Below are 18016 nucleotides of genomic sequence, written 5' to 3' on the forward strand. Positions count from 1 at the left end.
CCTCAATAAGCCGTCCAGCCGCCATCCACCTTCAGCGCGCTGCCGGTGATCAACGCTGCGGCCGGTGATGCCAGAAACACCACCGGCCCCATCACATCTTCCAGCGTGCCAAGACGACCAATCTGAATGCGGCGCAGCGTCTGCTGGCGAAACGCTTCATCCGCCAGCGAGGCCTGCGACAGTTCGGTTTCGATAAAGGTGGGGCACAAGGTGTTGATGCGAATGCCGTCGCGTCCCAGCTCCAGCGCCATGGCACGCGTCAGCCCTTCCAGCGCCGCTTTTGATGCGCAGTAGACGCTGCGCTGCGGGCCGCCGACGTGCGCCATCTGCGAAGAGAGATGGATAATGCTGCCGCCGTGTCTGGCGGCCTGCATACCGGCTGCGACCTGCTGCGACAGGAAAAACGTGGCGCGCAGGTTGACGTCCATCACCGCATCAAAGTTGGCTTCGCTGACCTCGCTAAACGGCTGATGGCGCGCCAGCCCGGCGCTGTTGACCAGCACATGAAAGCTCGGCAAATCGTGCAGTGTCTGGCGCACCGCGTGCGTGTTGCAGACGTCGAGCGGCAGCGGATGCAATGTCAGGCCGGCGCTCGCCGCCTGCTGCAAGGCGTGCGCCAGGCGATCGGCGTCGCGCGCGGCAATCCACACCTGCGCTCCGGCGTCGGCCAGCGCGATAGCGGCGGCAAAACCGATACCGCGCGAGCCGCCGGTCACCAGCGCGCGCTGTCCATCCAGGCGAAATAAAGGGGTAGTCGGAACCATGCGCGCCTCCTTATTTCACCGTAACCGGCGCGGGTGCGGCGTAGGCCACTTCCTGCTGGCCGTAGCGGCGCACGCGGATATTGGCCTGTTCAGCATGACCGGCAAAGCCCTCCAGCAGCGCCAGGCGCGAGCAGTAAGCGCCGATTTCTGCCGAAGCCGCATCGCTGGTGACGCGCTGCCAGGTGCAGGTTTTCATAAATTTGCCCACCCACAAGCCGCCGGTATAACGCGATGCACCCAGCGTGGGCAGCGTATGGTTGGTGCCGATCACCTTGTCGCCATAAGCCACATTGGTACGCGGCCCGAGAAACAGCGCGCCGTAATTGCGCATGTTCTGGTGATACCAGTCATCGCGATCGGTCATCACCTGCACGTGTTCAGAAGCGATGCGGTTGGCTTCTGCCAGCATCTCGTCGTGATCGGCACAGAGAATGATTTCGCCATAATCGTGCCAGGCTTGTTGCGCCACATCGGCGGTAGGCAGTTGCAGCAACAGCTGGTGGATATAGCGCTCGGTCTCCTGCGCCAGCTGGCGCGAGCAGGTCAGCAGAATCGCGGGTGAGGTGGGGCCATGTTCCGCCTGGCCGAGCAGATCGGTCGCGCAGAGTTCGCCGTCAACGCTGTCATCGGCGATCACCAGCGTTTCGGTAGGGCCAGCGAACAGGTCGATGCCAACGCGGCCAAACAGCTGGCGTTTGGCTTCGGCCACCCACGCGTTGCCCGGCCCGACTAACATATCGACCGGCGCAATCCGCTCAGTACCAATCGCCATGGCGCCCACCGCCTGAATGCCGCCGAGCGCATAGATCTCGTCGGCGCCGGCCATCGACTGCGCCGCAACAATGGCTGCAGCCGGTTTACCGTGAAACGGCGGGGCGCAGCTCACGATGCGATCGCAGCCTGCGACTTTGGCGGTAATGATCGACATATGCGCCGAAGCCAGCAGCGGGTATTTGCCGCCCGGCACGTAACAGCCGACATTGCTGATGGGAATGTTGCGATGGCCAAGTATCACGCCCGGACGCGTTTCAATCGCTAAATCGGTCAGGCAATTTTTTTGCGCCTGAGCGAAGTTATGCACCTGCTCCTGAGCGAATTCGATGTCGCGAATATCTTGTTTGGTCAGCTGTTGCAGGCAGGCATTGATCTCCTGCGGCGTTAAGCGGAAATCATCGCGGGCAAAGCCATCGAACTTAATCGAGAGTTCGCGCACCGCGTCATCGCCGCGCGCTTCAATTTGCGCCAGCACTGCTTCCACATCGCTGCGAACGCGCTGTTGCTGCTGTTGGCGTTCTGCTTTCGCTGCCGCCTGTTTTAACCAGATTGCCATGCTCATTTCCTCATCATTGATTGCTGTTAATCAGGTTTGCATACGTATGCAAAGAGCGTAAAGAGGCTGAAAGGGGAAAAGATGAAAAGTGAGAATGTGCGCAGTTTTTTCAAATTGCAGGCAGCAGAAAGCCCCGCAGAACGGGGATTAACATGATGAATTTTCTGGTTTTACAGTCGCTCTATCGCCAAAGCGAGCGCCAGCAATGCTTCTTCATCAGGCGCTGGATAGAGCAGTTCCAGCCCCAGCGGCAAACCGTTAGTCAATTGACCAAACGGCAACGTTACGGCGGGTAAGCCGCTGATGGCCGCCAGCTCCGGCGCCCAGCCCGGCGGCATCTTCTCCAGTGAAATCGGAGTGCGCTGGCTGGTGGGATAAATCAGCGCATCCAGCCGCTGATCCTGCATCTGCTGTTGCAGTTGCTGACGCAAATGGCGTTGAAAACGGCGTTGCTCGCGCCATGCGGCACACACCAGCGCGCTGCGCGTGAGGTGTAATTGCAGCAGTTCATCGAACTCGGCGAGATGTTCGCCTCGTGCCAGCAGATCCGAAAGCGAAGCAGGCGCATGGTCCATTTTGCTTAGCCAGCGGGACATCGCCGGATGGAATTCGCGCAGGCTGAGACAAGGTTCCTGCGCCACGCGCGATGATAGCGGTAACCGCAGCGGAATTAGTGTGGCGCCCGCCCGCCGCAGACGAGAGAAAGCCTGTGCTAATGCCTGACGTTGCGCGTCATCATCGCCTGGCAGATCGCTAACCATGCCCAGCCGCACACCCCGCAAGGTTCGCTGCGCTAGCGGGCGCACCGGCAGCCCATGCGTTACCTGATGCAGCAGCGCCGCATCAGCCACGCACCATGTCATCGGCCCAACGGTGTCTTTGCTGAGCGAAAGCGGCGCGACGCCGCGCAGCTGGCGGCGGCGAAATGCCGGACGCAGTCCCACCAGACCGGTCCATGCCGCGGGAATGCGGATCGATCCGCCAGTATCACTGCCGAGTGCCGCATCCGCCATACCGGCCACCACCGCCGCTGCGCTGCCGCCGCTTGAGCCACCGGCGGTCAGCTGTGGATTCAGGGGATTGCGCACATCGCCGCCGAGCGAACTGCGCGAACGTACGTCAAAGGCGAACTCAGACAGATTCGCTTTGGCGAGAATCAGCGCACCCGCAGTTCTCAGGCGTGCAATTACGCGCGCATCTTCACGTGGCTGTGCTTCGGCCAGCGCCCGGCAGCCGAGCGTGGTAGCCATGCCGACGCAATCAATATTATCTTTTATCACCAGCGGAATGCCGTGCAGCACGCCAACCGGCGCGCCGCTACGCCATAAGCGATCGCAGCGCTGTGCCTCTTTCATCACCTGGGGATTAATACTGATAATCGCGTTGAGCGCGCGACCTGCGTTGATAGCGGCTAAGCGGCGTTCAACCTCTTCCGCACTGTTGCGCTGCGGTTGCAGACGCGCGGCACTCATTTCACCGCATCCTGCGACAGCATGCCGCTCGCTTCACGTGCCGCTGGCGGCAACTGACGCTGCTGCACCCGTTTTGCCGCTAGCGGTGTTAACACGCCAGCGATCAGACACAAGCCACCAATCACCCAATAACCCGCGTAGACATTGACGTGTTGCAACAACACGCCCATCAGCACCGGGCCGAAAAACATGCCGCACGAATAAATGGTTTGAAACAGCCCCATCCGGGTGGTTTGTTCATGTTCCGAAGTGTTAACCACGCTTAAGGACATAAACACGGCAAACGCCATGCCAAAGGAAAAACCGGCCAGAGCTTGCCACAGGTAAATCAGCCACATGTTGCTGGTCAAGGGGACGAAAATTGACGAGATGATTTGTAATCCGATGCCCACCAGCGCGGTGTTAACCAAGCCCAGCCGCTGATAAAACACTGAACTGCACAATGCCACGGCCACACCATAAAACAACAAGTGGATATTACTCAGCACTGCCAGCGTGCCCGCCTTGGCACCTAACTGCTGAGCGTATATGGGCGTGAGCGTGTCGCGAGTGGCAAACGGGACCAAAATCACCACCGTCGCCAGCAGCCCAATAAACCAAATTGAGCGGTCCGCTAGCTGGCGTTTAGCGCTGTCGATACAGGCTTTGAGGTGCGGCGCTTTGTGGCTATCTTCCTCTTCACGAACGCGCAGGCTGAGAAGCAGCGCCAGGCAACCGGCAATCGCTGGCACAAAAAACGCCTGCGTACTGCCCAGCCATAGGGCAACGGCACCGCAAATGGCATTGCTAATAAATACGCCAATCGGCCCGGCCAATGCCAACAGCGCCACTGCAGCCGGCGCGTCGTCACGACGAAAATAGCGGATGAAAATGATGTTGTAGAGCACCCAACTCGCGGCAGCGATGCCGCAGGCCAGCTTGGCCAGCCAGAATGTCAGCGCAGCGGGGAACATCCATGCCAGCGGCCAGGCAATCACCGGCAGCAGCAGGGCGAACTGCATAAACACTTTGCGATTTTTCATCACGTCAGAGATGACGCTGAGCGGAAAACGGATACACAGCGACGCCAAACCAGAGGCGCCCATGATCATGCCGATGGTTTGCGGTTCAATGCCTAATCTCACCATGTAAGGCGCCATGAAGGCATCGAAGCCGTGAATGCAGATAAAAAACAGCACGCTCATGGTGAAAAACGTCAACAGCTCGGGACGGCTAAACAGTGCTCGAAACATGTTAAACCTCTTATCAACACAGATAAGTGACTAAAAACGCGGGTTTCATCCTGAGTCCGGGTCGGTTATGTTGCATGCATTGAATACGTATTCAACGGCCGAAGTTACGAAATGATTTCATGTTTGTAAAGTGCGTGCTTGGCAATGTGAAAAAAAAGTTATTGAGTGTTGCATACGCATGCAAAAAAGGTGTAAGAGTAAAAAACACACACCGAAGCAGGTGAGTCCGGTTGATGAAATTGGCTACAATGCCCGGCAGTCACCCGTGCATCAGTGTGCTAAACAGGAAGATAACGCCATGAAACGTAAGACCTTCGGTCCAGTGACCTCACAACAAGTTGCGCAGCACGCCGGCGTTTCACAGTCTGCGGTATCGCGTACCTTCACGCCGGGCGCCAGTATTTCACCGGCCACGCGTGAAAAGGTGCTGCAGTCTGCCCGTGAGTTGGGTTATCGACCCAACGCGTTGGCGCGATCGCTGAACACCGCACGTTCGCGCATCGTTGGTGTGGTGATCTCCTGTTTCGATAATCCGTTTTATCCCCATGTGCTGGAAGCGCTGGGGCGTGAACTGGATGCGCTTAACTACCATCTGCTGCTGTTCGTCAGCGATCGGGATAGCAATGTTGACCGCATTTTCGATCAGATCATGCAGTACCGCGTGGATGGCATTGTGCTGGCATCCGGCGCGTTATCCGATGCGTTATCCGAAGAGTGCCACGGCGCGGGCATTCCGGTGGTGCTGTTCAACCGCACCGCCGAAAGCGAAATGGCGTCAAGCGTGAATACCGATAACCGTGCCGCCGCACGTCAGATCGCCGAATTTCTGTTGGCAGGCGAACATCAACGCTTTGCCTGCATCACCGGGGCGGACAACGCTTCGGTAAATCAGCTACGGCTGGACGGTTTTCGCGAGGCATTGCGCGCGCGCAACATCGACGTCACGGTATTAGCGGGTCAAAACGACAGCGAGCAAACCGCACAGGCGGCGCGTCAATTGTTCAGCAGCGGCACGCCGCCCGATGCGGTGTTTGCCGTCAACGATCATATGGCGCTGACGGTTATGGATGTGGCGCGTTACGAGTTTGGTCTGCGCATTCCGCAGGATGTGTCGGTGGTGGGTTATGACGATGTTGGTCCAGCGGGCTGGCCTTCGTATGCGCTGACGTCTATCTGTCAGCCGGTTGAAGTGATGGTGCAACGCACCATTGGCCTGCTAATGCAGCAAATCGACAGCGCGGTGATGGCACCCGAGCAAATTGTTATTCCCGGCACGTTGGTAGTACGCCACTCCGCGCGGCGTCCGCGTCACGGCGTGGTAGAAGAGAACGGCCAGCTGCTATTTCGTTCAGAGGAGGTTGAGTAATGCGATTGCCGGGTTTCAGTCCCCAGTTTGATTCTATTCAGCAGTTTATTCTGACGTTAACCCACGTGGTATGGGAGCAGAAGGATATCGGGCAACTGGCTGATTTCTACGCCACGCCGGTGGTATTTCACACGCCGGAAAAGCGCCTGACCGAACTCAGCGATTTCATGCGTTTGACGCTGGAAGCGTTACATTGCTTCCCGCAGCGTCAGGTGCTGACCGAAGATATTCTCACCGCGCGTGAAGGCGATACCTGTTGGTACGCCTCGCAGCGCACGCAGGCACGTATTCAGCATCTGGGCGAAGGCTTCTTTGGCGCGCCGAGTGGCAAAACGGTTTGGGTACGTACTTTCGCCGATCGTATTTGTCGTGATGGGCTGGTGGAGCAAGAGTGGCTGCTGCAGGATCGCGCGGGCATTCTTGCGCAGATTGGTACCAACGTGGCGGAGTTTGCCCAGCATCTAACGCAGATGCGCCAGCAACAAGGGCTGGAGATGCCCGCGCCCGAAGAGCTGGAAGCGCGTTGGGCTGGCGGCCCGGATGGCGATGATGCCGAAGGAACCATCGCGGGTTTGATTGAGCGCTATCTCAGCATGTGGGCCGGCGGCAACAGCGGCGTGGTGCCAGGTGTTTATCATCCTGCCGCCACCTTGCACGGACCGGGCCACAGCAGCTTTACCGGCGAGCAGGAGATTGGCAGCTTCCTTTCCGGCTATCGCGCCTCATTCGCTGACAGCGAAACGCAGCTGCATCATTTGGTGGTGCGCCGCGATGCCAACGAACCGGTGCGCATCAGCCTGCGCTGGTCACTGTTGAGCTGGCATGACGGCTACGGAAAGTTTGGTCCGCCGTCGCGCAAGCCAGTGTGTATTTCCGGTATTTCTCATTTGGAATTACGTGATGGCGTCATCATGCGGGAATATTTAGGTATCGATGAACTCTCAATCTGGTTACAGCTACTCAGCTGATTAATCAGCACTTTTAAATAACGCATCACGTCACGGTAATTAATCCCTTAATTACCGACGGCGTTCTGCACCCTGAATTCAGCCGGGTGAATCGGCAGCGCTTGATTGCGAGGACCGCGCTCACCCTTAATTCGTCAAAAGCAGGAGTGTTTATGTCTACAACGGACACGGCTAATAAAGCCACCGCCAGTGAAAAGAGCGCAGAAAAAACCTCAGCACGCACCCAGGCCGAACCGGTTTTGCAGGTTGAGCGACGGGATTTTGTCGATCTGGTTCCAGAAAACCGTGCGCGGGTGCAGCCAATGCGCGGTTTCGATCCCTGCTATACCGATATCGTTGATTACATTGTGCGTTGTACCCACAAGATCTGGGATGAGCGCGATGTCGGGCTGATCTACAGCCATTACACCCATAACTGCGTGTTATACAACGCATTGGGCACCATTTATACCCGTGAACAAGTGGTGCTCGATACCTTGCAACGTTTGGTCGCCTTCCCGGAACGCCGCGGCATGGCAACGCAGGTGATTTGGAACGGCAACGACGTGGACGGCTTCTACACCTCGCATCTGGTCACCGGTAGCGGCCGCCATACACAATCAAGCCAATACGGTAAACCCACCAACCGCACCTTCACCACGCGCACCGTGGCGGACTGCATGATTCTGGAAAACAAGATTTACCGCGAATGGGTGGTGAGCGACAACATGTCGCTGATGCGTCAATTGGGGCTGGATACCGACCAGATCGCGTACAACATGGCGAAAGAGCAGTTTGATAAGGGTTTCCGACTGACGGAGATTGGCGAAAACCGTCGTCTGCTCGGCCAGTATCCGCCAGAAAGCGATCCGGATTACACGCTGGCGCACAGTGATACCGAGGCGCAGGTGCTGGGCTGGCTGCACGAGATTTACAACAAACGCATGCTGGGCAAAGTGAAAGAGGTTTACGCCAGCAATGTGCAGTGGCACGGCCCTTTGATGAAAGAGCTGTATGGTCAGGCATCGGTGATCCATCAGACGCTGGCGCTGATCGGCATGATCCCGGACGGCGCATGGATGCCGCAGCATATCTGCTCCAATCCATGTGAAGAGGGCGGCACCAAAGTGGCGGTGCGCTGGGTAATGGAAGGGCATCATCTTGGCTACGGCGAGTTGGGTAAACCGACGGGACAGCGTCTGCTGGTGATGGGCATGAGCCATTATCACGTAGTAAACGGCAAAATTGTTGATGAATGGGTGGTTTACGATCACCTGGCGATGCTGGCGCAGATCAAATTGGGACAACTGGCGGAGACGGAAGTATGAGCAAACAACGCGTGCAGTTTATCAAGCAAGCCGCGGGCGAGGATGCGCAGGCGGATGCCAGCCTGATCGCCACCGTGAGCGACATTATTAGCAACGTGCGTCAGCGCGGAGACGCGGCACTGCGTGATTATTCGCAGAAATTTGATGGTGTCGCGCCGGAGCAGCTGGAAGTTTCGGCAGCAGAGATCGAGCAGGCGCTGGCGCAACTCGCCGATCAAACCCGCCAGGACAGTGAGTTTGCCATTACGCAGGTGCGCCGCTTCGCCGAAGCGCAGCGCGCCACCTTGCAGCCGCTGGAGATTGAGACGTTGCCGGGCGTTCATCTGGGGCATCGCATCATCCCGATTGAAACCGTGGGCTGCTATGTGCCGGGCGGACGCTATCCGATCCTCTCCGCGCCGGTGATGTCTATCGTGCCAGCGGTGGTGGCGGGCTGCGATAACATCATCGCCTGTCTGCCGCCGGGCGCTCATCCGGCAATGATTGCAATTTGCCACTTGGCCGGAGCGCACCGCATTTTCAAAGTTGGTGGTGCGCAGGCCATTGCCGCGATGGCATACGGCACCGCATCGCTGCCGGCGGTGGACAAGATCGTCGGGCCGGGCAACGCTTTCGTCAATGAGGCGAAGCGTCAGGTATTTGGCAAAGTGGGTATTGATGCGTTGGCGGGACCGAGCGAAATCTTTATCGTCGCCGATGACAGTGCTGATCCGCGCGTGCTGGCAGCGGATCTGCTGGCGCAGGCGGAGCATGACGTGCGCACGCGTGTTGGGCTGGCGACCACCAGCGAGCGCGTGGCGCATGCAACATTGCGGGAAATTGAGGCGCAGCTGGCATCCTTGCCGACGGCGAAAACGGCTGGTGAGGCGTGGCAGCGTCAGGGCGAAATTGTTCTCTGTGCCGACGAGGATGCGATGGTGGCGTACACCGATGAGATCGCCACTGAGCATCTGCAAATCCATGCGCGCGATCCCCATGCGCTGGCGGCGCGCATCCGCAATTACGGATCGCTGTTTATCGGGCAAAACGCCAGCGTGGTGTTTTCTGATAAATGCTGCGGCACCAACCACACGCTGCCCACCATGGCGGCGGCACGTTACACCGGCGGATTGTGGGTCGGTGCGTATCTGAAAACCTGCACGCATCAATGGATTGACGATCAGGGCATCGCCGCCATCGCTGCTCCTGCGGTGCGCCAGAGCCGTACCGAAGGGATGCAGGCGCATCGTCGTGCAGCGCAGATTCGTTTGCAGCCAGAAAAACTCGACGCCATCCTGCGTGGCGCGGAGGATTAGTCCGTGACTTTCATCACCTGCCAGGCGAGGATGCTGGCAGGTGATGAACAGAGGAATCGGGCTATGCAGGGCAGTCGTCGTACCCTGAAGTTACTTACCGCTTTATTGGTGCTGTTGATTGTCGGACTGATCGCCGGCGCCATCCATTTCCATAAAAACTCTAACGCCTTATGGCAGATCATCAGCGAAAAGTGCGTGCCGAATATGGCGGCGACGGGCAACCCAGCGCCATGCCAGCAGGTGAATAGCGCGCAGGGCTACGTCACGCTGAAAGATCTCAACGGGCCTTTGCAGTATCTGCTGATGCCGATCGAAAAAATCACCGGCATGGAAAGTCCCATCATTCTTGAACCCGCGACGCCAAATCTGTTTGCCGAAGCCTGGCAACAGCGCGCATTACTGGCGCAAAGGCACGGCGCGCCGATCCCCGATAGCGCGCTGTCGCTGGCCATCAATGCGCAATACGGGCGTACGCAGAATCAGTTGCATATTCATATTTCCTGTCTGCGTCCGGATGTGCGCCAGCAGCTGGATGCACTGGCACCGAGACTGAATGCGCAGTGGCAGAGTGAAACGCTGCGCAAGCATGGTTATCTGGTGCGGGCGCTTTCTAAGCAAGAGCTGGCGCAGCAGAGTGCGTTTATCCGTCTGGCGGATGAAGTGCCGCATGCGCGCAGCGAGATGGGGAAATATGGCCTGGCGCTGGCACAGCTGCCGGATGGCCGTTTAGCGCTGCTGGCGCTGGAACGTAACTGGCTGAAACTGAACAGCGGTTCGGCGGAAGAGCTGCAGGATCATAATTGCAGCATATTGCCGCAATAACCCTTTTTCGTAGGGACGCAATTAATAGCGGCCAATAAAAAAGGCGGCTAATCAGCCGCCTTAATCTGCATCTAAACGCTAAGTTACGCGTTTTTCGCTGCTGCTGCCGCTTTCACGATTACCGCAAAAGCATCCGCTTTCAGTGAAGCACCGCCAACCAGCGCGCCATCGATATCTGGCTGGGTGAACAGCTCAGCGGCGTTTTTGTCGTTGACCGAACCACCGTACTGAATGATCACTTGCTGAGCGATAGCCGCATCTTTCTTCGCGATGTGGTCACGAATGAATTTATGCACCGCCTGAGCCTGCGCTGGCGTCGCTGATTTTCCGGTACCGATAGCCCAAACCGGCTCATAAGCGATGACTGCGCCTTCGAACGCCGCGGCGCCCTGCGTTTCCAGCACGGCGTCGATCTGGCGTGCGCACACTTCTTCCGTTTTGCCCGCTTCGTTTTCTGCGTCAGTTTCACCGATGCACAGAACCGGCACCAGACCCGCTTCTTTCACTACGGCAAATTTCTTCGCGATGAATTCGTCGCTCTCTTTGTGGTAGGTGCGGCGCTCAGAGTGGCCGATGATGATGTATTTCGCGCCAACGTCTTTCAACATGTCTGCGGAAGTTTCGCCAGTGAATGCGCCAGACAGATTAACGTCAACGTTCTGAGCACCCAGAGCAATGTGGCTACCGGAAATGGCGTGTTTCGCCAGGTCCAGATAGATGGCTGGCGGTGCAATCGCGACGCCACAACCATCAACACCAGACAGCTCTTTGCGCAGGCCTTCAATCAGCTCTTTGGTGATCTGCTTGCTACCGTTCAGTTTCCAGTTACCCATAACCAGTGGATGTCGCATTCTTTCCTCCGCATAACGCGATTCATGAAATAGCGCTGCCATCGGGCAGCGATGTCTGCGAGACAGTATAGAGATCAAATGTGTTGCTGGCTTTGCTTTTCGTCATTTTTGCCGGTGCGATCAGGGCGTCGCGAGCGCCAGTTTTATCGGCTCAACGGCGAAGGTCAAACCCTTGTCGCCGTTGTCTGCCACCACGAAACGCAATGCACCTTCGGTGCGGGCAAAATAGCGCGCACCTTTACCGGCGCTCAGCAGGGAATCGAGTTTTTTACGCCCCTCTTCGGGCGACAAGCCGGGAATGAAGAAGCGCAGCAGGGCGGTCATGTAATCCATGGCGCGAGCCTGCGCGGCTTTCATATCGGGACCGGGAACCGGCAGCCAGGTGATTTGCAGGGTTTTGATTTTGCCGGTGCCTTGCTCCAGCGCGGTTGAGGCATACAGCGTTTCGCTGATTTTGCTGGCGGCACGCGTCAGATTGCTTTTATCGCCGCGACTATCAATCGCGCGATACTCCTGTAGCAATGCATTGGGATTAGCCGCGTTGTACTTCTCACGGAACTGAGCAACGGTCATATCGAACGTCGGCGCACCCGCGAGCAGATAGGGCGCTGCAGGCAGATGATCGCTACGATCCAACGCGGCTGCATCGTCCGCCCAGGCGGGAAATGTCAGTGCGAGGCCAAGCAGCAGCGCGACTGGCAGGTTGTTCATTGCTTCGGCCCTAAATCATTCACTTAGCCCACGATTAGAACGGTTTTTACCGGGCAAAGTCAAAACCCACACTGGGAAAAATCTCAGATTATTCGCTCCGCGCCGATTACCAGTAATGCTCGCTGGTCATGTGGCCGGGTTTGCGTTTGAAATGTTTGCGCATCTCACGCGTATCTTTCAGCAGCTGCTGGGTATCGCGCACCATCTGTGGATTGCCGCACAGCATCACATGGCTGGTTTCTGCCGTCAGCGGCAAGCCAACCGCACGCTCCAGTTCTCCGCTTTCAATCAACTGCGGTACGCGGCCGTGCAGCGAACCGGCGATCTCTTCGCGGCTCACCACCGTTTGGATGTGTAACTTGCCCTGATAGCGCTGCTGCAACGCCTGCATCAAGGGCAGGAAGCTTAGGTCATCGGCGAAGCGCGCGGCGTGTACCAGCACAATATTGTCGAAACGATCCAGATCCTCGCCCTGTTGCAGGATCGATAAATAGGGGCCGATCGCCGTGCCGGTCGCCAGCATCCACAGCGTTTGGCAATCTGGAATTTCGTCGAGCACAAAGAAACCCGCCGCCTCTTTAGTGATCATCACCTGCTCGCCGGGCTGCAGCGCCTGCAAACGCGGGCTCAGTTTGCCTTCCGGCACCGTGACCAGATAAAACTCCAGCAGCGGATCCTGCGGCGCGTTGACGTACGAATAGGCACGCTGCACGCGCTCACCGTCAATCTCCAGAGCCAGCTTGGCAAATTGTCCCGCGGTAAAGGTATCAATCGGCGCTGCAACGCGCAGGCTGAACAGTGCGTCGGTCCAGTTTTTTACCTCTTTCACTTCAGCATTGATCCACTCAGCCATGCTCACTCCTTAGTGTTGAATATTCAGGCACATGATTATCATCGTTATCCATCCGATAAATTTCCAGCCCGGTACCCTGTAAAGGGCTCTCAGCGACAAACGCAGCGCACAGATCAGCAACTGTAGCGGGCGGTTTACAATCTGGACAAACAGCTTGACGGCTTGAGACATACAGCTTTGCCCGCGCCTCTCGATTTGTCACTGAATCCTGATATTTTTGCCGCCATAAATCCGAGGCGGCCTTTTTTGTGCTGCTTATTCTTTGTTTCTCAGGCAGACATTTTGTTCCATGTTGATAAGTAAAACGCAAAATCGCTTTCTGTTATTCATGCTGATCGTGCTGGTGGCGGTTGGGCAGATGGCGCAAACCATCTATGTGCCAGCCATGGCCAACATGGCCGAAACGCTTAATGTGCGCAGCGGGGCGATCCAGCAGGTGATGGCCGCCTACCTGATGACCTACGGCGGATCGCAGTTGATCTACGGCCCGCTGTCGGACAGTTTTGGCCGACGTCCGGTGATCCTGATTGGCATGACGATCTTTGCTGTCGGCGCGTTGATCGCTATGTTCGCGCCCTCGTTGGATATTTTGGTGCTGGGCAGCGCGGTGCAAGGTTTAGGTACCGGCGTGGCGGGCGTGATGGCGCGCACCATGCCGCGCGATCTCTACTCCGGCATCGCGCTGCGCCAGGCGAACAGCTTGCTTAATATGGGCATTCTGGTCAGCCCGCTGCTGGCGCCGGTGATTGGTGCGCTGCTGACGCATCTGTTTGGCTGGCACGCCTGTTTCGCCTTCCTGCTGCTGCTGTGCGTCGGCGTCACCGCGTCGATGGCACGCTGGCTGCCGGAAACGCGTCCAGCGGATACGCCCGCCACGCCGTTCCTGCGCCGTTATGCCACTTTGCTGAGCGACGGCAACTTTGTGCGGTACCTGCTGCTGCTGATTGGCGCGCTGGCGGGCATCGCGGTGTTTGAAGCCAGCTGTGGCGTGCTGATGGGCGGCGTGTTGGGGCTGGATGGATTGACCGTCAGCATCCTGTTTATCCTGCCGATTCCGGCGGCGTTCTTTGGCGCCTGGTTTGCCGGACGTGAGCAGAAATCCTGGCACACGCTGATGTGGTACGGCGTGAACAGCTGCCTGTTAGCGGGCTTGCTGATGTGGGTTCCGGCCTGGTTTGGCGTGATGAACATCTGGACGTTGCTGGTGCCGGCTGCGCTGTTCTTCTTTGGCGCGGGCATGCTGTTTCCGCTGGCAACCTCGGGCGCGATGGAGCCGTATGCGTGGCTGGCGGGCAGCGCGGGTGCGTTAATCGGAGGCTTGCAGAATCTCGGTTCCGGCGTGGTGGCGTGGCTTTCTGCGCTGTTGCCGCAGCACGATCAATCCAGCCTTGGCATGCTGATGTTCGTGACGTCGCTGGTGATGCTGCTGTGCTGGTGGCCGCTCTCACGTCATCCGGAGAGCGGCAAGCAGGCGATTACAGGATAAATTGATGCAGCGCCGCGTCTTTGCGATCCAGATAGTGGATTGACTGGATGCGGCGAATGGTGCGCGATTTACCGCGCACCAGCAGGGTTTCGCTGGTGGCGATGTTACCGTTACGCGTGATGCCTTTCAGCAAATCGCCGGTGGTGATGCCGGTGGCCGCGAAGATAACGTTATCGTTGCGCGCCATCTGATCCAGCTTCAGTACCTGACCCGCTTCAATGCCCATCTCGGCGCAGCGTTGCAGTTCATTCTCGCCCAGACGACGATTCTCTTCGCTATCGCCTTTCACTTCGTGACGTGCCAATAAACGTGCCTGCATGTCGCCATCCATTGCGCGAATGACTGCCGCCGACACCACACCTTCCGGCGCGCCGCCGATGCCGTACATCACATCCACTTCGCTATCCGGCATACAGGTCAGAATCGAGGCTGCGACATCGCCATCCGGGAAGGAGAACACGCGCACGCCGAGCTGCTGCAGCTGGGCAATCACCGCATCGTGGCGGGGCTTGGCCAGAATCGATACCGTTAACTGGCTGAGCGGTTTGCCCAATGCCAGCGCGATGTTTTTCAGGTTGATATCAAGCGGCAGATTGAGGTCGATGGCGCCACGTGCGCCCGGTCCAACAATCAGCTTTTCCATGTACATATCAGGTGCGTGCAGGAAGCTGCCCTTATCACCAACCGCCAGCACCGCCAGCGCATTGGCCTGGCCCATCGCCGTCATGCGTGTGCCTTCAATCGGATCGACCGCGATATCCACCGCGTCGCCACGGCCGGTACCGACTTTCTCACCGATATACAGCATCGGCGCTTCGTCGATTTCGCCTTCGCCAATCACAATCTGGCCATCGATATCAATAGTGTTGAGCATAATCCGCATGGCGTGAACGGCTGCGCCGTCGGCCGCATTTTTATCGCCGCGTCCTAACCAGTGATAGCCCGCCAGAGCGGCGGCTTCAGTCACGCGGGAAAATTCAATCGCGAGTTCTCGTTTCATGGTGGCACCTGACAAAAAACAGGCAGGCAGTTTAACACAGCGGGGAAGCGGGACGGGGGAAAAACCCGCGGCAGGGCACCGCGGGTCAGCAGGATGTTACTCTTCGTCTTCCCACGCTTTAGCGCGAGCGACGGCTTTCTTCCAGCCGGCGTAACGGACGTTACGTTCGGTGGTTTCGATGCTTGGGCGGAACTCACGCTCAATCACCGCTTTAGCGCGGACTTCTTCCAGGTCGCCCCAGAAACCGACGGCCAGGCCAGCCAGATATGCCGCTCCCAGCGCCGTGACTTCACGCACTTCCGGACGCTCAACGCGCGTGCCGAGAATGTCAGACTGGAACTGCATCAGGAAGTTGTTGGCGACCGCACCACCATCCACGCGCAGTGACTGCAGGCGAGTGCCAGCATCGTTCTGCATCGCTTCCAGTACATCGCGCGTCTGGTACGCAATCGACTCCAGCGTGGCACGGATGATGTGGTTAGCGTTCGCACCACGCGTCAGACCGAAAATCGCGCCGCGTGCATACGGGTCCCAATAAGGCGCGCCCAAACCGGTGAAGGCCGGCACCATATATACGCCGTTAGTGTCTTTCACTTTCAACGCGAAGTATTCAGAGTCGGTTGAATCACTGATCAGCTTCATCTCATCGCGCAGCCACTGAATCGACGCACCACCGATAAACACCGCACCTTCCAGCGCATAGTTGACTTCGCCGCGTGGGCCGCAAGCGATGGTGGTCAGCAGGCCGTGCGTAGACGTCACGGCTTCGGTGCCGGTGTTCATCAACATAAAGCAGCCGGTGCCGTAAGTGTTTTTCGCCATACCCGGTTGTACGCACAGCTGGCCATACAGCGCCGCTTGCTGGTCACCGGCGATTCCGGCGATAGGAATACGCGTACCGCCTTTACCACCAATGTTGGTCTGGCCGTACACTTCGGAAGATCCTTTCACTTCTGGCAGCATTTCACGCGGGATATCGAGGATCTCCAGCATGCGCTCATCCCACTCCAGCTTGTGGATGTTGTACATCATGGTACGTGAGGCGTTGGTGTGATCGGTGACGTGCACACGTCCCTGCGTCATTTTCCAAATCAGCCAGGTATCAACGGTACCGAACAGCAGTTCGCCGCGTTTTGCACGCTCACGTGCGCCTTCAACGTGGTCAAGAATCCACTTCACTTTGGTGCCGGAGAAGTACGGGTTAATCACCAAACCGGTGGTGTGCTGGATGTACTCTTCCAGACCCTCTTTCTTCAGCTTGTTACAGTAATCTGCGGTGCGCGGATCCTGCCAGACGATGGCGTTGTAAACCGGTTTGCCGGTCTCTTTATCCCACACGATGGCGGTTTCACGCTGGTTGGTGATACCAATTGCCGCGATTTGATCGGAGTTAATGTCGGCGTGCGCCAGCACTTCCACCAGCGTGGAGCTTTGTGACGCCCAGATATCCATTGGGTCATGTTCCACCCAACCCGCTTTCGGGTAGATCTGGGTAAATTCGCGCTGAGAAACCGCAACGATGTTGGCATCATGATCAAGCACCACGGCGCGTGAGCTGGTTGTGCCCTGATCGAGTGCAACGATATATTTTTTATCAGTAGTCATTGTGCTGTCCTGATGTGGTATCGATGAAACTTACGCTTTACGCTGCTGAGCGCGCGCAACCGGTTTTTCTGCTGTGCTGGCTTCCGCAACGTTAACTGGCAGATGGCGGCCAATCAGCGAACGGTAACCAAAGGCTCCGAGGCAAGCACCGACCAGCGGGCCAAAAATCGGAACCAGGAAGTAAGGAATATCTTTGCCACCGGTGAAGGCGACGTTGCCCCAACCAGCGAAGAACGCGAACAGTTTTGGACCAAAGTCACGCGCCGGGTTGAGTGCGAAGCCGGTCAGTGGACCCATTGAGCCACCGATGACCGCCACCAGCAGACCAATCAACAGCGGAGCCAGCGGACCACGCGGCACACCGTTGCCGTCATCGGTCAGCGCCATGATCACTGCCATCAACACCGCTGTAATCACCATCTCAACCAGGAACGCCTGAGCTACGCTGATGTGCGGGTTCGGGTAAGTCGAGAAGATACCGGCCAGATCGAGGCTTTCAACACTGCCGCGCACCATTTGATGGCCCGCTTCGTAATCGAAGAACAGATTGTAGTAGAGACCGTAAACCAACGCGGCAGCGCAGAACGCGCCGGCAACCTGCGCCAGAATATAGGGAACAACTTTACGACCTTCAAAATTAGCAAACAGGCACAGCGCGACGGTAACGGCTGGGTTAAGATGCGCGCCGGAAACGCCTGCGCTCAGATAGACTGCCATGGAGACGGCTAAACCCCAGATAATACAAATTTCCCACTGACCGAATGACGCACCGGCCAGTTTCAGTGCAGCAACGCAGCCTGCACCAAAGAAGATAATCAAACCTGTACCGAGAAATTCAGCGATGCACTGACCTTTTAGTGTGTTAGTTGTCTGACTCATAATGGCATTCCTGAAGCGAGGTTAAATTTTATCAGTTTTTGTTCTCATCCATGAGTCGCCCAGCTATCAATGTAG

Annotated in this window: 16 protein-coding genes; 6 read left to right on the forward strand and 10 right to left on the reverse strand. The window is 57.6% G+C overall.

Annotation, left to right across the window (positions count from 1 at the left end; translation table 11 throughout):
* Positions 1-2: 2 nt before the first annotated feature.
* From ACVLVH_RS22070 to ACVLVH_RS22085, 4 genes are all read right to left on the reverse strand, one after another.
* Complete coding sequence (locus tag ACVLVH_RS22070; RefSeq protein ID WP_280172213.1) at positions 3-764, reverse strand: SDR family NAD(P)-dependent oxidoreductase; 762 nt, start codon at positions 762-764, stop codon at positions 3-5.
* A 10-nt stretch (positions 765-774) separates the two neighbouring features.
* Complete coding sequence (hisD, locus tag ACVLVH_RS22075) at positions 775-2094, reverse strand: histidinol dehydrogenase (protein ID WP_101760655.1); 1320 nt, start codon at positions 2092-2094, stop codon at positions 775-777.
* A gap of 170 nt (positions 2095-2264) precedes the next feature.
* Complete coding sequence (locus tag ACVLVH_RS22080; protein WP_312462286.1) at positions 2265-3566, reverse strand: amidase; 1302 nt, start codon at positions 3564-3566, stop codon at positions 2265-2267.
* Positions 3563-4798 (reverse strand): MFS transporter, encoded by a 1236-nt coding sequence (locus ACVLVH_RS22085; protein WP_312462285.1) that lies wholly within the window; start codon positions 4796-4798, stop codon positions 3563-3565. Before ACVLVH_RS22085 ends, ACVLVH_RS22080 begins: the two co-directional genes overlap by 4 nt.
* A gap of 298 nt (positions 4799-5096) precedes the next feature.
* Here ACVLVH_RS22085 and ACVLVH_RS22090 point away from each other — a divergent pair, with 298 nt between their 5' ends.
* The 5 genes from ACVLVH_RS22090 (at position 5097) to ACVLVH_RS22110 (ending at position 10556) form a co-directional block, all read left to right on the forward strand.
* Complete coding sequence (locus ACVLVH_RS22090; RefSeq protein WP_101760652.1) at positions 5097-6164, forward strand: LacI family DNA-binding transcriptional regulator; 1068 nt, start codon at positions 5097-5099, stop codon at positions 6162-6164.
* Positions 6164-7132: a nuclear transport factor 2 family protein gene (locus ACVLVH_RS22095; protein WP_110868187.1), complete on the forward strand. Its 969-nt coding sequence runs from the start codon at positions 6164-6166 to the stop codon at positions 7130-7132. The genes ACVLVH_RS22090 and ACVLVH_RS22095 overlap by 1 nt, the downstream gene beginning before the upstream one ends.
* 152 nt (positions 7133-7284) lie before the next feature.
* A complete protein-coding gene (locus ACVLVH_RS22100; protein ID WP_309832628.1) occupies positions 7285-8439 on the forward strand; it encodes a nuclear transport factor 2 family protein in 1155 nt (384 codons plus the stop codon).
* Positions 8436-9734, forward strand: coding sequence for a histidinol dehydrogenase (hisD, locus tag ACVLVH_RS22105; protein WP_498950034.1), 1299 nt, complete (start codon positions 8436-8438; stop codon positions 9732-9734). The genes ACVLVH_RS22100 and hisD (ACVLVH_RS22105) overlap by 4 nt, the downstream gene beginning before the upstream one ends.
* A 63-nt stretch (positions 9735-9797) precedes the next feature.
* Positions 9798-10556, forward strand: coding sequence for a CDP-diacylglycerol diphosphatase (locus ACVLVH_RS22110; RefSeq protein ID WP_101760648.1), 759 nt, complete (start codon positions 9798-9800; stop codon positions 10554-10556).
* An 83-nt stretch (positions 10557-10639) separates the two neighbouring features.
* Here ACVLVH_RS22110 and tpiA read toward each other — a convergent pair whose 3' ends face one another.
* The 3 genes from tpiA to fpr all read right to left on the reverse strand — a co-directional run bounded on the left by tpiA (position 10640) and on the right by fpr (position 12971).
* Positions 10640-11407, reverse strand: a complete 768-nt coding sequence (gene tpiA, locus ACVLVH_RS22115) for a triose-phosphate isomerase (RefSeq protein WP_008109693.1) — start codon at positions 11405-11407, stop codon at positions 10640-10642.
* 120 nt (positions 11408-11527) lie between these two features.
* Positions 11528-12118, reverse strand: a complete 591-nt coding sequence (locus ACVLVH_RS22120) for a YiiQ family protein (RefSeq protein ID WP_192237041.1) — start codon at positions 12116-12118, stop codon at positions 11528-11530.
* A gap of 106 nt (positions 12119-12224) precedes the next feature.
* On the reverse strand, positions 12225-12971 hold the full coding sequence (gene fpr, locus ACVLVH_RS22125; protein WP_110868182.1) for a ferredoxin--NADP(+) reductase: 747 nt from the start codon (positions 12969-12971) through the stop codon (positions 12225-12227).
* Positions 12972-13260: 289 nt separating this feature from the next.
* Here fpr and emrD point away from each other — a divergent pair, with 289 nt between their 5' ends.
* The gene (gene emrD, locus ACVLVH_RS22130) at positions 13261-14457 is read left to right on the forward strand and encodes a multidrug efflux MFS transporter EmrD (RefSeq protein WP_225614599.1); all 1197 of its coding nucleotides are present in this window, start codon (positions 13261-13263) and stop codon (positions 14455-14457) included.
* Here emrD and glpX read toward each other — a convergent pair.
* From glpX to ACVLVH_RS22145, 3 genes are all read right to left on the reverse strand, one after another.
* Positions 14447-15457 (reverse strand): class II fructose-bisphosphatase, encoded by a 1011-nt coding sequence (gene glpX, locus ACVLVH_RS22135; RefSeq protein WP_008109685.1) that lies wholly within the window; start codon positions 15455-15457, stop codon positions 14447-14449. The genes emrD and glpX overlap by 11 nt on opposite strands.
* Before the next feature lie 96 nt (positions 15458-15553).
* Positions 15554-17062: a glycerol kinase GlpK gene (glpK, locus tag ACVLVH_RS22140; protein ID WP_110868179.1), complete on the reverse strand. Its 1509-nt coding sequence runs from the start codon at positions 17060-17062 to the stop codon at positions 15554-15556.
* A gap of 30 nt (positions 17063-17092) precedes the next feature.
* Entirely contained in the window at positions 17093-17941 is an 849-nt protein-coding gene (locus tag ACVLVH_RS22145) for an MIP/aquaporin family protein (RefSeq protein ID WP_061720295.1), read from the reverse strand.
* Between the last annotated feature and the right edge of the window lie 75 nt (positions 17942-18016).

The sequence above is a fragment of the Kluyvera sp. 1366 genome (assembly GCF_054823405.1).

Excerpts from the sequence above, each read along its gene's own strand:
- ACVLVH_RS22070 (WP_280172213.1), bottom strand. The coding sequence starts at position 764 with ATGGTTCCGACTACCCCTTTATTTCGCCTGGATGGACAGCGCGCGCTG.
- hisD (WP_101760655.1), bottom strand. The coding sequence starts at position 2,094 with ATGGCAATCTGGTTAAAACAGGCGGCAGCGAAAGCAGAACGCCAACAG.
- ACVLVH_RS22080 (WP_312462286.1), bottom strand. The coding sequence starts at position 3,566 with ATGAGTGCCGCGCGTCTGCAACCGCAGCGCAACAGTGCGGAAGAGGTT.
- ACVLVH_RS22085 (WP_312462285.1), bottom strand. The coding sequence starts at position 4,798 with ATGTTTCGAGCACTGTTTAGCCGTCCCGAGCTGTTGACGTTTTTCACC.
- ACVLVH_RS22090 (WP_101760652.1), top strand. The coding sequence starts at position 5,097 with ATGAAACGTAAGACCTTCGGTCCAGTGACCTCACAACAAGTTGCGCAG.
- ACVLVH_RS22095 (WP_110868187.1), top strand. The coding sequence starts at position 6,164 with ATGCGATTGCCGGGTTTCAGTCCCCAGTTTGATTCTATTCAGCAGTTT.
- ACVLVH_RS22100 (WP_309832628.1), top strand. The coding sequence starts at position 7,285 with ATGTCTACAACGGACACGGCTAATAAAGCCACCGCCAGTGAAAAGAGC.
- hisD (WP_498950034.1), top strand. The coding sequence starts at position 8,436 with ATGAGCAAACAACGCGTGCAGTTTATCAAGCAAGCCGCGGGCGAGGAT.
- ACVLVH_RS22110 (WP_101760648.1), top strand. The coding sequence starts at position 9,798 with ATGCAGGGCAGTCGTCGTACCCTGAAGTTACTTACCGCTTTATTGGTG.
- tpiA (WP_008109693.1), bottom strand. The coding sequence starts at position 11,407 with ATGCGACATCCACTGGTTATGGGTAACTGGAAACTGAACGGTAGCAAG.
- ACVLVH_RS22120 (WP_192237041.1), bottom strand. The coding sequence starts at position 12,118 with ATGAACAACCTGCCAGTCGCGCTGCTGCTTGGCCTCGCACTGACATTT.
- fpr (WP_110868182.1), bottom strand. The coding sequence starts at position 12,971 with ATGGCTGAGTGGATCAATGCTGAAGTGAAAGAGGTAAAAAACTGGACC.
- emrD (WP_225614599.1), top strand. The coding sequence starts at position 13,261 with ATGTTGATAAGTAAAACGCAAAATCGCTTTCTGTTATTCATGCTGATC.
- glpX (WP_008109685.1), bottom strand. The coding sequence starts at position 15,457 with ATGAAACGAGAACTCGCGATTGAATTTTCCCGCGTGACTGAAGCCGCC.
- glpK (WP_110868179.1), bottom strand. The coding sequence starts at position 17,062 with ATGACTACTGATAAAAAATATATCGTTGCACTCGATCAGGGCACAACC.
- ACVLVH_RS22145 (WP_061720295.1), bottom strand. The coding sequence starts at position 17,941 with ATGAGTCAGACAACTAACACACTAAAAGGTCAGTGCATCGCTGAATTT.